Source organism: Massilia sp. Masssp93, assembly GCF_059491295.1.
This window is the reverse complement of the sequence record NZ_CP168502.1, coordinates 1,887,451-1,903,985: the sequence shown is the minus strand read 5'-3', so window position 1 is coordinate 1,903,985 and position 16,535 is coordinate 1,887,451. Positions and strand designations below refer to the sequence as shown.

12 protein-coding genes are annotated in these 16,535 nt (G+C 67.2%); 9 read left to right on the top strand and 3 right to left on the bottom strand.

All coding sequences use genetic code 11. The annotated features are described in order from the left end of the window. Positions 1 to 9: 9 nt before the first annotated feature. The gene (locus ACEN9Q_RS07980) at positions 10 to 660 is read right to left on the bottom strand and encodes a cytochrome c3 family protein (protein WP_495627959.1); all 651 of its coding nucleotides are present in this window, start codon (positions 658 to 660) and stop codon (positions 10 to 12) included. Between the two features lie 226 nt (positions 661 to 886). Here ACEN9Q_RS07980 and ACEN9Q_RS07975 point away from each other — a divergent pair, with 226 nt between their 5' ends. Next, positions 887 to 2,488 carry a methyl-accepting chemotaxis protein gene (locus tag ACEN9Q_RS07975; protein WP_495627958.1) on the top strand — a complete coding sequence of 534 codons (1,602 nt, stop codon included), beginning with the start codon at positions 887 to 889 and terminating at the stop codon, positions 2,486 to 2,488. Between the two features lie 428 nt (positions 2,489 to 2,916). Beyond that, positions 2,917 to 4,599 carry a sodium:solute symporter family transporter gene (locus tag ACEN9Q_RS07970; RefSeq protein ID WP_495627957.1) on the top strand — a complete coding sequence of 561 codons (1,683 nt, stop codon included), beginning with the start codon at positions 2,917 to 2,919 and terminating at the stop codon, positions 4,597 to 4,599. Positions 4,600 to 4,727: 128 nt separating this feature from the next. Here ACEN9Q_RS07970 and ACEN9Q_RS07965 read toward each other — a convergent pair whose 3' ends face one another. Beyond that, on the bottom strand, positions 4,728 to 5,546 hold the full coding sequence (locus ACEN9Q_RS07965) for an alpha/beta hydrolase (RefSeq protein ID WP_495627956.1): 819 nt from the start codon (positions 5,544 to 5,546) through the stop codon (positions 4,728 to 4,730). A gap of 228 nt (positions 5,547 to 5,774) precedes the next feature. Here ACEN9Q_RS07965 and ilvD point away from each other — a divergent pair, with 228 nt between their 5' ends. Then, a complete protein-coding gene (ilvD, locus tag ACEN9Q_RS07960; protein ID WP_056450424.1) occupies positions 5,775 to 7,637 on the top strand; it encodes a dihydroxy-acid dehydratase in 1,863 nt (620 codons plus the stop codon). A gap of 147 nt (positions 7,638 to 7,784) precedes the next feature. On the opposite strand, the gene ACEN9Q_RS07955 is transcribed toward ilvD, so the two are convergent. Continuing rightward, positions 7,785 to 8,537, bottom strand: a complete 753-nt coding sequence (locus ACEN9Q_RS07955) for a sulfite exporter TauE/SafE family protein (protein ID WP_056450420.1) — start codon at positions 8,535 to 8,537, stop codon at positions 7,785 to 7,787. Positions 8,538 to 8,940: 403 nt separating this feature from the next. Between ACEN9Q_RS07955 and ACEN9Q_RS07950 the strand changes: the two genes are divergently transcribed. Genes ACEN9Q_RS07950 through ACEN9Q_RS07925 form a run of 6 tightly spaced genes read left to right on the top strand, consistent with a single transcriptional unit; the run spans position 8,941 to position 16,520 of the window. After that, positions 8,941 to 10,074, top strand: a complete 1,134-nt coding sequence (locus ACEN9Q_RS07950) for a methyl-accepting chemotaxis protein (RefSeq protein ID WP_495627955.1) — start codon at positions 8,941 to 8,943, stop codon at positions 10,072 to 10,074. 8 nt (positions 10,075 to 10,082) lie between these two features. Continuing rightward, a complete protein-coding gene (locus tag ACEN9Q_RS07945; protein ID WP_056450415.1) occupies positions 10,083 to 10,451 on the top strand; it encodes a response regulator in 369 nt (122 codons plus the stop codon). 39 nt (positions 10,452 to 10,490) lie between these two features. Beyond that, on the top strand, positions 10,491 to 10,790 hold the full coding sequence (locus ACEN9Q_RS07940) for an STAS domain-containing protein (RefSeq protein ID WP_056450413.1): 300 nt from the start codon (positions 10,491 to 10,493) through the stop codon (positions 10,788 to 10,790). A gap of 2 nt (positions 10,791 to 10,792) precedes the next feature. Next, complete coding sequence (locus ACEN9Q_RS07935; RefSeq protein ID WP_495628927.1) at positions 10,793 to 12,910, top strand: chemotaxis protein CheA; 2,118 nt, start codon at positions 10,793 to 10,795, stop codon at positions 12,908 to 12,910. Positions 12,911 to 12,950: 40 nt separating this feature from the next. Continuing rightward, entirely contained in the window at positions 12,951 to 14,585 is a 1,635-nt protein-coding gene (locus ACEN9Q_RS07930) for a methyl-accepting chemotaxis protein (protein ID WP_495627954.1), read from the top strand. Between the two features lie 33 nt (positions 14,586 to 14,618). Beyond that, positions 14,619 to 16,520 (top strand): HAMP domain-containing methyl-accepting chemotaxis protein, encoded by a 1,902-nt coding sequence (locus ACEN9Q_RS07925; RefSeq protein ID WP_495627953.1) that lies wholly within the window; start codon positions 14,619 to 14,621, stop codon positions 16,518 to 16,520. Positions 16,521 to 16,535 lie beyond the last annotated feature (15 nt).

Genomic DNA, 16,535 nt, shown 5'->3' with positions numbered 1-16,535 from the left:
GTCGGCAACCTAGCGGTGACAGGTCGAGCAATTGGTCAGCGCCTGGGCGTCGCGCAGCTGGTACAGGCGGTTCAGCTGGCGGATTTCTTCCGGACGCAAAGGCTTTTCCGGCGCCATCGACAGCACCTGGTTCAACGGCCGCACGTGGTGCGGCGCATCGCGGTGGCAGCGCAGGCACCATTGCATTTCCAGCGACGCCGTGCGCCACGTGATGGGCATCTGGTCCACGCGGCCGTGGCATTCGATGCAGGCCACGCCCTTGGCCACGTGGATGTCGTGTTCGAAATAGACGAAGTCCGGCAGGTCGTGCACGCGCACCCAGTGGATCGGCTTGCCCGTGCGCGCGCTGTCGTGCAGCGGGGCCAGCGCGGGCGAGTCGAGGAACAGCTGGGAGTGGCAGCTGAGGCAGACGGATGTCGACGGCATGCCCGCCGTGGCCGAGTTTTCCACCGCCGTGTGGCAGTAGCGGCAATCGATGCCGTCGTCGGACACGTGGTGCTTGTGGCTGAAGGCGATGGGCTGGGCCACCGGTGCGTACGCCACGTGACGGGGTGTCATTGTCCAGCGAGCCAGTACGATCCAGGCTGCAACCGCGACCAGCAGACCCAGCAGGATCAGCTTGACGAACAGTACCGCGGGACGTGAAAACGGTGGCGCCATCGATGGAGTGTACGTGTGAAGTTACGGAACAACGAGCCGAGTATAGGCTGTCATTCATGCAACCTCGCGCACGTTACCGCCGGGCAGCACACATTTGTGGCAATTTAGTTGCGGTTTAGAACGTAAATACTGCGCCAGGACATGACGCGCGGATCGAATGTCGGTTATCATTATTGACTTTCGGAAACATTCCTTTTCCCTTAACTCTCACGAAAACACACTCCCGATGAACTGGTTCAACCGACTCCGCCTCGCGAGCAAGCTGGGCATCACTTTCGCCGCCGTCCTCGCCCTGACCGTGCTGGTCGGCGTCTTCTCCATCCACCAGCTGGCCAAGGTCAACGAGACGTCGCTGCGCCTGTCCGGGCACTGGATGCCGGGCATCCGCGTCATCGAAGACATCAAGTCCCAGATCGCCCGCATCCGCACGCGCGAGCTGCAATACATCATCTCCAGCGACCAGTCCGAGATGGACAAGTACGACAACGTGATCGCGCAAGACCTCGTCGACCTGAAAGCCATGCAGGACGACTACGTCAAGCTGCTCGAAACGCCGGAAGAAAAGCAGGGCTACGCGGAATTCCTCGACATGTGGCAGCGCTACATGGCGGAAGACGCCAAGGTGCGCGCCGCCGCGCGCCAGAACGACGACGCGCTGGCCAAGACGCTGATCCGCGGCGAATCGAACAAGCTGATCGTCGCCCTGCGCAAGAACGTCGACAAGGCCGTCGACATGTATACGGAAGGCGGCCCCGCGGCCGCCCGCGACGGCTCGAAGCGCTACGCCGAGTCGCGCGTGCTGATCATCGCCCTCCTCTGCGGCAGCGTGCTGCTGGGCGCCGCCGGCGCCGCGCTGCTCACGCGCTGGCTGATGCGCCGCCTGGGCGGCGAGCCGGATTACGCGACCGACATCGTCAAGCACATCGCGGCCGGCGACCTGTCGATGGAAGTCGAGACGCGCCCCGGCGACGACGCCAGCCTGCTCGCGGCCATGAAGTCGATGCAGGCCAACCTGGCCCACATCGTCGGCAACGTGCGCGCCGCCACCGGCACCATCTCCAGCGCCTCCACGCAGATCGCGGCCGGCAACATGGACCTGTCGTCGCGCACCGAGCAGCAGGCCAGCGCGCTGCAGCAGACCGCCGCCTCGATGGAAGAGCTGACGACGACCGTAAGCAACAACGCCGAACACGCGCAGCAGGCCAATGCCCTCGCCGACACGGCGGCCGGCGTCGCCCAGCAGGGCAGCACCGCCGTGGCGCGCGTCGTCGACACGATGGGCTCGATCCACGCGTCGTCGCAGAAGATCGTCGACATCATCGCGGTCATCGACGGCATCGCTTTCCAGACCAATATCCTGGCGCTGAACGCGGCCGTGGAAGCGGCGCGCGCCGGCGAGCAGGGCCGCGGCTTCGCGGTCGTGGCGGGCGAAGTGCGTACCCTCGCCCAGCGTTCGGCGGCGGCGGCCAAGGAAATCAAGGAATTGATCGGCGCTTCGGTCCAGCAGGTCGAAAGCGGGGCCGGCCTCGTGTCCGAAGCCGGCGCCACCATGCGTGAAGTGCTGCAGACCGTGCAGCGGATGCACGAGCTGATGGTCGAGATCAGCCACGCCGGCCGCGAACAGAGCGCCGGCATCCAGCAGGTCAACCAGGCCATCTCGCAGATGGACACGGTCACGCAGCAGAACGCCGGCCTCGTCGAAGAAGCCGCGACGGCCGCCCACAGCCTGCACGAGCAGGCCGAGGCGCTCGACCACCTGGTCAGCGTGTTCAAGCTCGACGCGCACGCACGCCGCGCGTCCGGCGGCCGGGCGCTCGTCGTCGCCTGACCGGTCTCCTCCGCACGGCGCCGGCCTGGCGCCGTGCATCCGCGGTCTCCGCGTCCGTTTCTGTTCCAAAGCCAGTTCCGATGACACCACGTTGGGTGGGCGGCCCCCGCCCACGCGGACGTTGGCGCAACGTGCGCGTCCACACAACGTGCTCTGCCCCACAATTTGCGTTCGCCTCGACGCGCGCGTCACGCGTGGGCACGGGGTGCCCACCCTACATGTTTGCGCAAACAAAAAGTGTTATAAAATTGCCCAAAAAGCATATTTTGGAATAGCATTTCTTCTGCGTTTCCGATAGTCTCTTGTAAATTGGAAGCTCGACGACGGTATTCCCGGCAGCCACCGGTACATGCCGGCGTCGGCGGACGATATAACAAACCAGCGGATGGCGCCTCGTTCGAGCGCCGCCTGTCATACGAGACAATCTCATGAACCTGATCTCCCCTCTAGACTCCATTGTCTTCCTCGTGTATTTCCTGGTCGTCGCCGGCTACGGCATCTGGATCTACCGCCGCAAGAACGCCATCAAGCACGGTGACGCTCCCACGTCTGCCTCGCACGACTACTTCCTGGCCGAAGGCTCCCTCACCTGGTGGGCCATCGGCGCGTCGCTGATCGCGTCCAACATCTCGGCCGAGCAGTTCATCGGCATGAGCGGCTCGGGCTTCCGCATCGGCATGGCCATCGCGGTGTACGAACTGATGGCCGCCGCCACGCTCGTCATCGTCGCCGTGTTCTTCATGCCGGTGTATCTGAAGAACCGCATCTACACGATGCCGCAGTTCCTCGAACAGCGCTACGGCAAGGCCGTCGCCACGACGATGGCGCTGTTCTGGCTCGGCCTGTACGTCGTCGTCAACCTGACCTCGATCCTGTACCTGGGCGCGCTGGCCATCGGCAGCGTCACCGGCGTCGGCGTGCTGCCCTGCATGCTGTTCCTGGCCGTCTTCGCCGCCATCATCACGCTGGGCGGCATGAAGGTCATCGGCTACACCGACGTCATCCAGGTGACCTGCCTCGTCATCGGCGGCCTCGTGACCACGTGGCTGGCGCTGGACCTCGTCGCCAAGCTGGGCCAGGGCCACGGCGCGCTGCAGGGCTTTTCGACCCTGTACAACACGACCCGCGACCACTTCGAAATGGTGCTGGGCCGCGACAACAAGAACTACATGGACCTGCCGGGCCTGTCGACGCTGATCGGCGGCATGTGGATCGTCAACCTGAACTACTGGGGCTGCAACCAGTACATCACGCAGCGCGCCCTCGGCGCCGACCTGCCGACCGCGCGCAAGGGCCTGCTGTTCGCCGCGTTCCTCAAGCTCCTGATGCCGATGATCGTCGTCATGCCGGGCATTGCCGCGTTCGCGCTGGACCGCGCCGGCGTGCTGGGCGACGCCATGCGCGTCGGCGGCGAACTGAATCCGGACCGCGCCTACCCCACCCTGCTGGCGATGCTCCCGTCGGGCATCAAGGGCATCGCGTTCGCCGCGCTGACGGCCGCCGTCGTCGCGTCGCTGGCCGGCAAGGCCAACTCGATCGCCACGATCTTCACGCTCGACATCTACCAGAAGCGCCTGCACCCGAACGTCAGCGAGAAGAAGATGGTGTGGATCGGCCGCATGACCGTCATCGTGTCGATGCTGCTGGCCGTCGTGATCGCCCCGCTGATGGGCATCGACAAGAAGGGCGGCTTCCAGTACATCCAGGAATACACGGGCTTCGTCTCGCCGGGCATCCTGGCCATGTTCCTGCTGGGCTTCTTCTGGAAAAAGACAACGGCGGACGCGGCGATGTTCGCCACGATCGGCGGTCTCGTGTTCTCGATCATCCTGAAGTTCCTGCCGACGATGATGGACCTGCACTTCCTGGCGCCGATCGGCTTCGCCCACGACAATGGCTCGGGCGTGTACGAGATCCCGTTCCTGGACCGCATGTTCATCGTGTTCTGGCTGGTCGTCGCCGGCATGGTGCTGCTCAGCACCGTGTTCGCCCGCGGCAAAGTGAAAGCGCTGATCGTCGACACCAAGCTGTTCAAGGTCGACGGCGCGTTCGCCTTCGGCTCGGCCGTCATCTGCGTGGCGCTGGCGACCATCTACGGCATGTGGTGGTAAGGATGTGACATTCAACGTAGGGTGGGCTCCCCGAGCCCACGCGGACGTCCGCGTCACGCATGCGCTACGCGTGGGCACAGGGTGCCCACCCTACGCACGGAATCGAGGCGGCCTGCGGGCCGCCTTTTTTACGTCCGCCGCAACGCGTCCGTCACGAACGCCACCACCTCGGCACGGCACCGCCAGGCCTCCCGCAGCGCGTTCATGTAATAAAAGCTGTGCGGCACGTCGTGCCAGATGGAGAGCGTGACGCGATTGCCGGCCTGGCGCGCACGTTCGGCCGCCCGCCCGCTGTCGTCGAGGATGATCTCGGTGTCCGAGACGTGGAAATGGAGCGGCGCGAGGCCGGTCCAGTCGCCGAACAGCGGCGAGACGTCCGGGTGCGCCGGGTCGACGGCGCCAAGGTAAGTCATCCTCACCCACGGCCAGATGTTCGGTCCCTGCATGCTGTCGCGCGCGGCGTTGGCGGATGCGGACGGACTGCCGGCGGTCAGGTCGGTCGGTGCCGACAGCAGGATGCCGGCCGCCGGCTGGGGCCAACCGTTGTCGCGCGCCCGCATCAGCAGCACGAGCGCCAGGTTCGCACCGGCGGAATGGCCGATCACGACGATCTTGTGCGCCGGAATATCGGCGGCAAGCAGGCCCGCGTAGGCCGCGCAGCAGTCTTCCAGGCCCGCCGGAAACGGAAACTCGGGCGCGAGCCGGTACGGCACAAGCACGACGGGACATCCGGTGCGGCGCGCCAGTCCGGCACAGTAACGGCGATCGGCCAATGCAGGACGTACCGCGAAGCCGCCCCCATGGAGATACAGGATGACGCCGTCGCGGGCCGCGTCGGGCCGGCCGATCCATTCCACGCCCACACCGCCGACCTCAGCGGCATGGACCCGCACGGGCCGCCGGCCGAGCGTCCCCAGACGGTCGATACGCAGGTACGTCGCGCGCATGCGCCCGACGGACGGGATGTCGTTCCACAGCGGCTTCAGGCCGCGTCTCAGCCCAGAATTGACAATAGTCCGGATCAGCATGCCCCAGTGTAAAAGATATATTTACCAAAATGCAATAATTCTGGCGCGCTGATATGAAATACGAATCACAGGCCACCGAATCATATATTGGACAACTCTCCGCCGAAACGGCACCCTGATGCTTTTCGGATTCCCAGAGGAGACAGCATGCCCACTTACCGTTCCCATACCACGACCCAAGGCCGCAACATGGCGGGCGCCCGCGCCCTGTGGCGCGCGACCGGCATGAAGGATGGCGACTTCGACAAACCGATCATCGCCGTCGTCAACTCCTTCACCCAATTCGTGCCGGGCCACGTGCACCTGAAGGACCTGGGCCAGCTGGTCGCGCGCGAGATCGAGGCGGCGGGCGGCGTCGCCAAGGAATTCAACACCATCGCCGTCGACGACGGCATCGCGATGGGCCACGGCGGCATGCTGTATTCGCTGCCGTCGCGCGACCTGATCGCCGACTCCGTCGAGTACATGGTCAACGCGCACTGCGCCGACGCGATGGTCTGCATCTCGAACTGCGACAAGATCACCCCGGGCATGCTGATGGCCGCCATGCGGATCAACATCCCGACCGTGTTCGTGTCGGGCGGCCCGATGGAAGCGGGCAAGGTGCTCAAGGTCGTCAACAACGACAAGAAGATCATCAAGCTGGACCTCGTCGACGCGATGATCCAGGCCGGCGATTCGAACATCTCGGACGCCGACGTCGCCGAAGTCGAGCGCTCGGCCTGCCCTACCTGCGGCTCCTGCTCCGGCATGTTCACGGCGAACTCGATGAACTGCCTGACCGAGGCGCTGGGCCTGTCGCTGCCGGGTAACGGCACCGTCCTCGCGACGCACGCCGACCGCAAGGAACTGTTCCTGCGCGCGGGCCGCCTGATCGTCGACCTGGCCAAGCGCCACTACGAGCAGGACGACTACACGGTCCTCCCGCGCAGCATCGCCACCCGCGCCGCCTTCGAGAACGCGATGGCGCTGGACGTGTCGATGGGCGGCTCCACCAACACCGTGCTGCACCTGCTGGCCGCCGCGCACGAAGCGGGCGTCGAGTTCAACATGGCGGACATCGACCGCATCTCGCGCAAGGTGCCGTGCCTGTGCAAGGTCGCGCCGATGACCAACAAATACCACATCGAGGACGTGCACCGCGCCGGCGGCATCATCGCCATCCTGGGCGAGCTGGCGCGCGCCGGCCTGCTGGACACTTCGCTGCCGACCGTGCACTCGCCGACCTTGGGCGACGCGATCGAAAAGTACGACATCAAGCGCAGTGACGACCAGGCCGTGCACACCCTGTTCCGCGCGGCGCCGGGCGGCGTGCCGACGCAGACCGCGTTCTCGCAGGCCGAACGCTTCGCCACGGCCGACCTGGATCGCGCCGAAGGCTGCATCCGCGACCGCGCGCACGCCTACTCCCAGGACGGCGGCCTCGCGGTCCTGTACGGGAACATCGCCGAGAAAGGCTGCATCGTGAAGACGGCCGGCGTCGACGACAGCATCCTGAAGTTCTCCGGCAAGGCGCGCGTGTTCGAAAGCCAGGACGCGGCCGTCGAAGCCATCCTGGGCGACACGGTACATGCGGGCGACGTCGTCATCATCCGCTACGAAGGCCCGAAAGGCGGCCCGGGCATGCAGGAAATGCTGTACCCGACGTCGTACATCAAGTCGAAGGGCCTCGGCAAGGCCTGCGCGCTGTTCACCGACGGCCGCTTCTCGGGCGGTTCGTCCGGCCTCGTGATCGGCCACGCGTCGCCGGAAGCGGCGGAAGGCGGCGCGATCGGCCTCGTGGAAGAAGGCGACATGATCGACATCGACATCCCGAACCGCACCATCAACCTGCGCGTGACGGCCGACGAACTGGCGCAGCGCCGCAGCGCGATGGACGCGCGCGGCGCGGCCGCCTGGCAGCCGGTGAACCGCGAGCGCGCCGTCTCGCAGGCGCTGCGGGCCTACGCGGCGCTGACCACGTCGGCCGACCGCGGCGCCGTGCGCGACCTGGCGCAGCTGAAGCGCTGACCGGCGCACGCGCCGCGTCGGCGCCGGCGGCCGCGCGGCGCGTCATCCCCGCCGGCGCCGTCCGGCAGCTTGACGAATTTGGCCGCGATGCTGGCCGCGATGGCGAGCAGTCCTGTCGTTGCGAGCAAGGCCTGGAGCATGGTGTCCTCACATGACATAGGTTTTGACGAAGAAGGCGAGCGTGATGCAGGTCGTGGCGAACAGCGTGACGGCGCGGATGACGTTGGATGGCGCGCGCCGTCCGAGGTGCGCGCCGCCATGGCCGCCGACGAGCGCGCCCGCCAGCATCGCCAGCGTTTCGGGCCAGCGCACCGCGCCCGCCGCGATGAAGGCGAGTACGGCCACCGTATTCGCCGCGCTGACCAGCAAGGTGCGCGGTGCGTTGAGCCGTTTCAGGTCGTGGCAGCCCTGCAGGCCCCACACCGCGATCATCATGATCCCGACCGCGCCGCCGAAGTAGCCGCCGTAGATGCCGAGCGCGAACTGCACGGCCAGCACCGCATGCGGGCGGATGCGCCAGCGCGCACGCAATGCGTCCCCGATGCGCCGTCCGAACGCGAGGGCGACGGACGCCGCCAGCAACAGCCACGGCAGCACGACCGTGAACGCCGCGGATGACGTCCGCAACAGCAGCACCGCACCCACCAGGCCGCCGCACAGCGTCGCGGCCAGCAACCCGCGGAGCGGAACGGCGCCGACCGTGCCCAGGCCGTCCCGATACGCCCATGCGCTCGCCACCCCGCCCGGAAACAGGGCGACCGTGCTGGAAGCGTTCGCCTGCACCGGAGGCACGCCCGCCGCGATCAGCACCGGCAGGCTGACGAACGAACCGCCCCCCGCCAGCGCATTCATCGCACCGGCCACCGCGCCGCCGGCAAACGTCAGGATCATTGTGTTCATGAGTCGATGGTAGCCGTGGCGGCGCCTCCCCACAATCCGGCAATCCCGGCGTGTCCTTTCGTGATTTCCGAATGCAGCGTTTCCCGGCCCTTCCGGCACGCCGCGGCGCATGCGTATTGTTAAATATTTGAACATTAACAAACGGCACATCCGGACGCCGGCGCCGCGCAAGCGCCGCCGGCCGGCAAAAAATCCTTGCCATAACAATATGTTAGCGATCATCTAACGGGTGTGTCGTTTATACGACCCATCAGCATATTTGTGACGCAAAAGCTTGCGCTACGGCAACTCGGTCTGTAATCATCCTCATCGGTGCGGTTCACAAACAGCACACACGGGACACACCGGATACCGATCCGATGCTCGCCCCATCCGAACACCGACTGACCGAACGGAGCGCCGCGTGACGCGACTACGCCCCCTGCAAACCTCTTCCCCGCTGATCGTGGCCCTGGCCGCGGCCTGCGTCATCGTGCCGCTGGCCGGCTGGCACTGGCATGGCTGGCTGTGCGCCGCCGTGCTGCTGGCCGGCGGTGCGTTCGCCGCCGTGCGCGCGGCGATGCCGGCGGCAGCAAACGGCCATGCGCCGGCGGACGACTACCTCGCCAGCCGCCGCGCGTTCGGCGCCGACGTCGCCGGCGTGTGGACGTCGCACATCGACGCCTCGCGCGAGCAGATGGAAACGGCCGTCGTGGAGCTCGTGCAGCGCTTCTCCGGCATCGTCATGCGCCTCGAACAGGCGCTCGCGACGTCCGGCGCCGCCCGCAACGGCGAGGGCGGCAGCATCGTCGACGTGTTCGCGGCGAGCGAAAAGGAGTTGCGCTCGCTGCTGGACATGCTGGCCGGCGCCGCCGCCAGCAAGCAGCAGATGCTGCAAAAGATCGAAGGCCTGCAGGAGGTCACCGCGCACCTGCAGGAGATGGCGGCGGACGTCGCCAGCATCGCCTGGCAGACGAATCTGCTGGCACTGAACGCGGCCATCGAGGCGGCGCGCGCGGGCGAGGCGGGGCGCGGATTCGCCGTCGTCGCGAACGAGGTGCGCATGCTGTCGAACCGCTCGGCCGAAGCGGGCAAGCACATCGCCGAGCAGGTCGGCCGGATCAGCAGCGCCATCGACACCACCTGCCGTGCCGCGGGCGATTCGATGCGCGAAGAGACCCGCGCCGTGCAGGCGTCCGGCCAGATGATCGGCAACGTGCTCGGCTCGCTGCGCGGCGTCACCGACGCCCTCGTCGCATCGTCCGACCTGCTTGCGCGCGAGAGCGCCGGCATCCAGGGTGAAGTCGGCAATGCGCTCGTGCAGCTGCAATTCCAGGACCGCGTCAGCCAGATCCTGTCGCACGTCCGCGACAACATCGCGCGCCTGCCCGCATGGCTGGACGAGCAGGCGCAGGACGGCGGCACGCCGCAGGCACTCGACGCGCGCAGCCTGCTGGCCGAGCTGGAAAGCACGTACGCGATGGCCGAGGAACGCACGCTCCACAAGAGCAGTGTCAAGGCGGCCCCGCGGCAGGCCGAAGAAATCACATTTTTCTAGGAACTCTCATGGCAAAAACCATCATGGTGGTGGACGACTCGATTTCGATCCGCCAGGTCGTCGGCATCGCCCTGAAGCAGGCCGGCTACGACGTCATCGAAGGCGTCGACGGCAAGGACGCGCTGGCCAAGCTGACCGGCCAGAAGGTCAACCTGATCATCAGCGACGTCAACATGCCGAACATGGACGGCATCACGTTCGTGCGCGAACTCAAGACCCGTCCCGCGTACAAATTCACGCCCGTCCTGATGCTGACCACCGAGTCGCAGGAAGACAAGAAGGAACAGGGCAAGGCCGCCGGCGCGCGCGCCTGGATGGTCAAGCCGTTCAAGCCCGAGGCCCTGCTGGCCGCCGTCCAGAAGCTGACCCTGTCCTGACCCCACCGCCGGCAACAGCCGGCGCATCCCGGAGCAATGATGAATATTGGCGAAACGAGCCAAGGGGCCGCTGCATGCCTGGCGGTCGAAGGCGAAATGACGATCTACCGCGCCGCGGAACTGAAACCCGCGCTGATGGACGCCGTGCGCGCGAGCGCCGCGCCCGCGCTCGACCTGTCGTCCGTCACGGAATTCGACTGCGCCGGCCTGCAGTTGCTGCTCGTGGCGCGGCGCGAGGCCGCGCGCCTCGGCCGGCATCTGGCGCTGCGCGGCGCCAGCCCCGCGGTGCGCGACGCCTGCGCCCTGCTCGGCGTCGACCTCGACGGAGATCCGGCATGAGCATCGACATCGACCAGGTGACGCACACCTTCATCGCCGAAAGCCGCGAGCTGCTCGAGCAGATGGAGTCCGCCCTCCTCGCCGTCGCGCGCGACGGCCTCGATGCCGTCAACGCGATCTTCCGCGCGGCCCACACGATCAAGGGATCGGCCGGCATGTTCGGCTTCGACCCCGTCGTCGAATTCACCCACGTGGCCGAGAGCGTCCTGGACAAGGTGCGCGACGGGACGGTTCCCCTCGGCGACGAACTGGTGGCGCTGCTGCTCGCCTGCCGCGACCACATCGGCGCGCTCGTCGACGCCGTCGAAAACGGCACGCTCGCCGCCAACGCCGCGCTCACGGACGCGGGCGCGCCGCTCGTCGCCGCGCTGCAGGGCTACCTGGGCGATGCACCGGCGCCGGCCAGCGCCAGCGCCGCCGGCACGCCGGACGCCGGCGCCGCCGGCCACTGGCACATCTCGCTGCGCTTCGGACCCGACGTCCTGCGCAACGGCATGGACCCACTGTCGTTCATCCGCTACCTGGGCCAGCTCGGCACCGTCACGGGCGTCGCGACGAGCGCCGACGACCTGCCCGCGGCGGACGAATTCGATCCCGAATCCTGCTACCTCGGCTTCGAGATCGGCTTTGCCGGCAACGCCGACAAGGCGACCATCGACAGCGTGTTCGACTTCGTGCGCGAGGACTGCGCCATCCGCATCCTGCCGCCCGAGAACCGCATCGCCGAATACATCGCCTGGCTGGACGAAGTGTCCGCGCAGCGCGAACGCCTCGGCCAGATGCTCGTGCGCTGCGGCAGCATCACCGCGCACGAGCTGGAACAGGCACTCGCGGCGCAGGCGGCGAACGCCGCGCCGGGCCAACCGATCGGCGCGATCCTCGTCAGCCAGGGCGCCGTGCGCGCGCCCGTCGTCGAAGCCGCCCTCGCGAAACAGCGCCAGGCACCGGAAGCGCGGCCGCAGCAGGAAAGCCGTTCCGTGCGCGTGGACGCCGACAAGCTGGACCGCCTGATCAACCTCGTGGGAGAGCTGATCATCGCCGGCGCCGGCGCCAACGTCATCGCGCGCCGCACACAGATTCCCGAACTGCTCGAATGCACCTCCACGCTGTCCAGCCTCGTGGAAGAGGTACGCGACAATGCGCTGCAGCTGCGCATGGTGAAGATCGGCGCGACGTTCAACCGCTTCCAGCGCGTCGTGCATGACGTGGCGCGCGAGCTGGGCAAGGACATCCGCCTGGACGTCAGCGGCGAGGACGCGGAGCTGGACAAGACCGTCGTCGAAAAGATCGGCGATCCGCTCACGCACCTCGTGCGCAACGCGATGGACCACGGCATCGAGCCGGCCGACGTGCGCGCCGCGCGCGGCAAGCCGTCGCAGGGCACCGTCGCCCTGAACGCGTACCACGACTCGGGCAGCATCGTGATCGAAGTGACGGACGACGGCGGCGGCCTGAAACGGGAGCGCATCCTCGCCAAGGCCGTCGAACGCGGCCTCGTCGAGCCGGGGCGCCTGCTGACCGACAAGGAAATCTTCAACCTGATCTTCGAACCCGGCTTCTCGACGGCGGAACAGGTGACGAACCTGTCCGGCCGCGGCGTGGGCATGGACGTCGTCAAGCGCAACATCGTCGCCCTGCGCGGCAGCGTGGACGTCGCCAGCACGGAAGGCGTCGGGACCACCGTCACGGTGCGCCTGCCGCTCACGCTGGCCATCATCAACGGGTTCCAGGTCGGCGTCGGCAAGTCCGTGTTCGTGATTCCGATGGAGATGGTCGAGGAATGCATCGAGTTCCACGACCAGCCGGGCTGCGACTGGGTCGACCTGCGCGGCCAGCCCCTGCCCTTCGTGCGCCTGCGCGAGCGCTTCGGCGTGGCGGGCGCGCCGGCGCGGCGCAAGAGCATCGTCGTCGTGCGCTACGGCGGCCGCAAGGCGGGCCTCGTCGTCGACAGCCTGCTGGGCGAATTCCAGACCGTGATCAAACCGCTGGGCAAGGTGTTCGCCGGCGCGCGCTTCCTGTCCGGTTCCTCGATCCTCGGCAACGGCGACGTGGCGCTGATCCTCGACATGGCGGCCCTGCTGGCCGGCGTCGAAACCGAAAGCCAGGCCGCGGCGGCCTGATACATCGCCAGTCTCAATTCAAATGAAGTGGAGAGCCATCGTGCTTAAGAATCTGAAAATCGGTATCCGTCTCGGCCTCGGCTTCGGCGTGGTGCTGCTGTTGCTGCTGGCGATCGCGCTGCTCGCCACGAACCGCATGGCGGCGATGAACCAGGCCACCGTGTACATCACGGCGGACGCCTATCCGAAAGTCGTCATCGCCAAGGACCTGATCCGCGACGTCGTCGACATCCCGCGCCAGATGCGCGGCATGCTGCTCACGAGCGACGAGGCGGACAACGAACGCTATCGCAAGCTGATCGAACAGCTGCGCGCCGACACGAATGCACGCGTCGGCGACCTGACGAAACTCGTCGCCAGCGAGACGGGCAAGAAGCTGCTCAAGCAAATCGTCGAGAAGCACGCGGCGATCGAACCGGCGTACGCCCAGTTTTACGGCGTGGTGCGCGGCGACCGCCAGCGTGCGGCGGAATTCGTCAGCAAGGAGTACATGCCGCTCAACCGCGAGCTGATCGAAGCCGTCGACGAACTGGCCAAGCACCAGTCGGACAAGATGCAGACGGTGGCCGACGACGCAAGCCGCAACTACGAGCAGACCCGCCAGCAGGTGCTCGCCATGACCGCCGGCGCCGCCATTCTCGCCCTGCTCGTGGCCACGCTCATCACGTTGTCCGTCACCCGTCCGCTGCGCATCGCCGTCGATGCGGCCGACCGCCTGTCCGGCGGCGACCTGACCGTCGACATCGGCGCCACGTCGCGCGACGAAGCGGGCCGGCTGCTGGCCGCGATGAAGAACATGATCGCGAAGCTGACGCAGGTGGTCGGCGACGTGAATGGCGGCGCGCAGTCGCTGGCGTCGGCGTCGGAACAGGTCAGCGCCACGGCGCAATCGCTGTCGCAGGCGGCATCCGAACAGGCGGCCGGCGTCGAGGAAACCAGCGCCTCGCTGGAACAGATGACCGCGTCGATCGCGCAGAACACCGAAAACGCCCGCGTCACCGACGGCATGGCCGCACAGGCCGCGCGCGAGGCGGCGGAAGGCGGCGACGCAGTGAAGGCCACGGTCGCGGCGATGAAGCAGATCGCCAGGCAGATCGGCATCATCGACGACATCGCCTACCAGACCAACCTGCTGGCGCTGAATGCCGCCATCGAGGCGGCCCGCGCGGGCGAGCACGGCAAGGGTTTCGCCGTCGTGGCAGCCGAGGTGCGCAAGCTGGCCGAGCGCAGCCAGGTGGCCGCGCAGGAGATCGGCGAAGTGGCGTCGAACAGCGTGGACCTGGCGGAACGCGCCGGCGGCCTGCTCGACCGCATGGTGCCGAACATCCGCAAGACGTCCGACCTCGTGCAGGAAATCACGGCGGCATCGGAAGAGCAGTCGGCCGGCGTCGGCCAGATCAACGCCGCCGTCGGCCAGATGAGCCAGACGACGCAGCAGAACGCCTCCAGTTCCGAAGAGCTGGCGGCGACGGCCGAGGAGATGAGTTCCCAGGCCGAGCAGCTGCAGCAGGCGATGGCGTTCTTCCGCCTCGCCGGCGGCGATGCTGCGCCAGCGGCCCGCAAGCCGGCGCGGCGCGCGCCGGTCGCGCCGTCCAAGCGCCAGGGCATCACGATGCACAACCCAGCGTTCGCCAGCGAAGCGGACCTGGACGAGTCCAGCTTCACCCGATTCTGATCACACACGGCAAACCCCGCGAGGAGACATAACATGTTCCGCAATCTTAAAGTCAGTGTCCGCCTGGGCCTGGGCTTCGGCATCGTCAGCCTGCTGCTGGCCGCCGTCGTCCTGATGGGCGTCCGCAGCCTGGCGAGCCTCAACGCCAACGTCGACGAAATGGTCTCCGACAAGTATCCGAAAGTCGTGATCGCCTACGACACGATCGGCAATATCGAGGAAATCGCCATCGCGATGCGCAATGTCGTCCTGACGGACAACCCGGACGCGACGCGCCGCGAACTGGCGCAGATCGACGAATCGCGCAACGACCAGCGCAAGGACGTCGAGAAGCTGCAGGCGCGCGTCAAGTCGGGGACGGGCCGGCAGCTGCTGGAAGGCGTCCAGCAACAGCGCCAGAAATACCTGACCGTGCAGGACCAGTTCATCCGTCTCGCGAACGAAGGCAAGCGCGCCGAAGCGCGCGACCTGCTGATGACGCAGATCCAGCCCATGCAGGATGCCTACATCAAGGCGATCGAAAAGCTGATCGAGCACCAGGACACGTCGATGCAGCAGTCCGGCAAGGACGCGGCCGCCGAATACGCCGCCACCCGCAGCCAGCTCACGGTGCTGGGCGTGGCCGCCATGCTGCTGGGCGTCGGCATGGCGTTGTGGATCACGCTGAGCCTCACGCGCACGCTGGGCGGCGAGCCGGGTTACGCAGCCGACCTGCTCAAGCGCATCGCGGACGGCGACCTGTCCGGCGACGTCGACCTGCGCCGCGGCGACAACGACAGCATGCTGCACGCCGTCGGCCAGATGGTCGTCAAGCTGCGCCAGGTGATCGCCGGCCAGCGCGCCGTCGTGGAAGCGGCGAACCGCGGCGAATTCGACGTGCGCGTCGACACCACCGGCATGCGCGGCTTCCAGCAGGAGATGGGCGATGGCCTGAACCAGCTGGTTGCGACGACCGGCGCGAGCGTCGACGACGTGGTGCGCGTGATGTCCGCGCTGGCCGACGGCGACCTGACGAAGCGTATCGACAAGGACTACCGCGGCGCGTTCGCGAAGCTGAAGGATTATTCGAACGGCACGATGGACAAGCTGGCGCAGGTCGTCGGCGAAGTGAACGGCAGCGCGCAGTCGCTGGCGTCGGCGTCGGAACAGGTCAGCGCCACCGCGCAATCGCTGTCGCAGTCCGCGTCCGAACAGGCGGCCGGCGTCGAAGAGACGAGCGCCTCGCTGGAGCAGATGACGGCGTCGATTTCGCAGAACACCGAAAACGCCCGCGTCACCGACGGCATGGCCACGCAGGCCGCGCGCGAGGCGGCCGAAGGCGGCGACGCAGTGAAGGCCACGGTCGCGGCGATGAAGCAGATCGCCAGGCAGATCGGCATCATCGACGACATCGCCTACCAGACCAACCTGCTGGCGCTGAACGCCGCCATCGAGGCCGCGCGCGCGGGCGAACACGGCAAGGGTTTCGCCGTCGTGGCGGCCGAGGTGCGCAAGCTGGCCGAGCGCAGCCAGGTGGCCGCGCAGGAGATCGGCGAAGTGGCGTCGAGCAGCGTGGAACTGGCCGTCCGGGCGGGCACGATGCTCGACCAGATGGTGCCGAACATCCGCAAGACGTCCGACCTCGTGCAGGAAATCACGGCGGCATCGGAAGAGCAGTCGGCCGGCGTCGGCCAGATCAACGCCGCCGTCGGCCAGATGAGCCAGACGACGCAGCAGAACGCCTCCAGTTCCGAAGAGCTGGCGGCGACGGCCGAGGAGATGAGTTCCCAGGCCGAGCAGCTGCAGGTGGCGATGGGCTTCTTCAAGCTCGCCGGCGACGCGGCGCGCGGCGCCGCGGCGCGCCCGGCCCGTGCCGCCAGGCGCGGCGCCTTGCGCGTGGCCGGCGGGTTCGCCGCGCAGGCCGCGCCCGACGAGGCAAATTTCACCAATTTCTAAAGACAATCCGGAAAA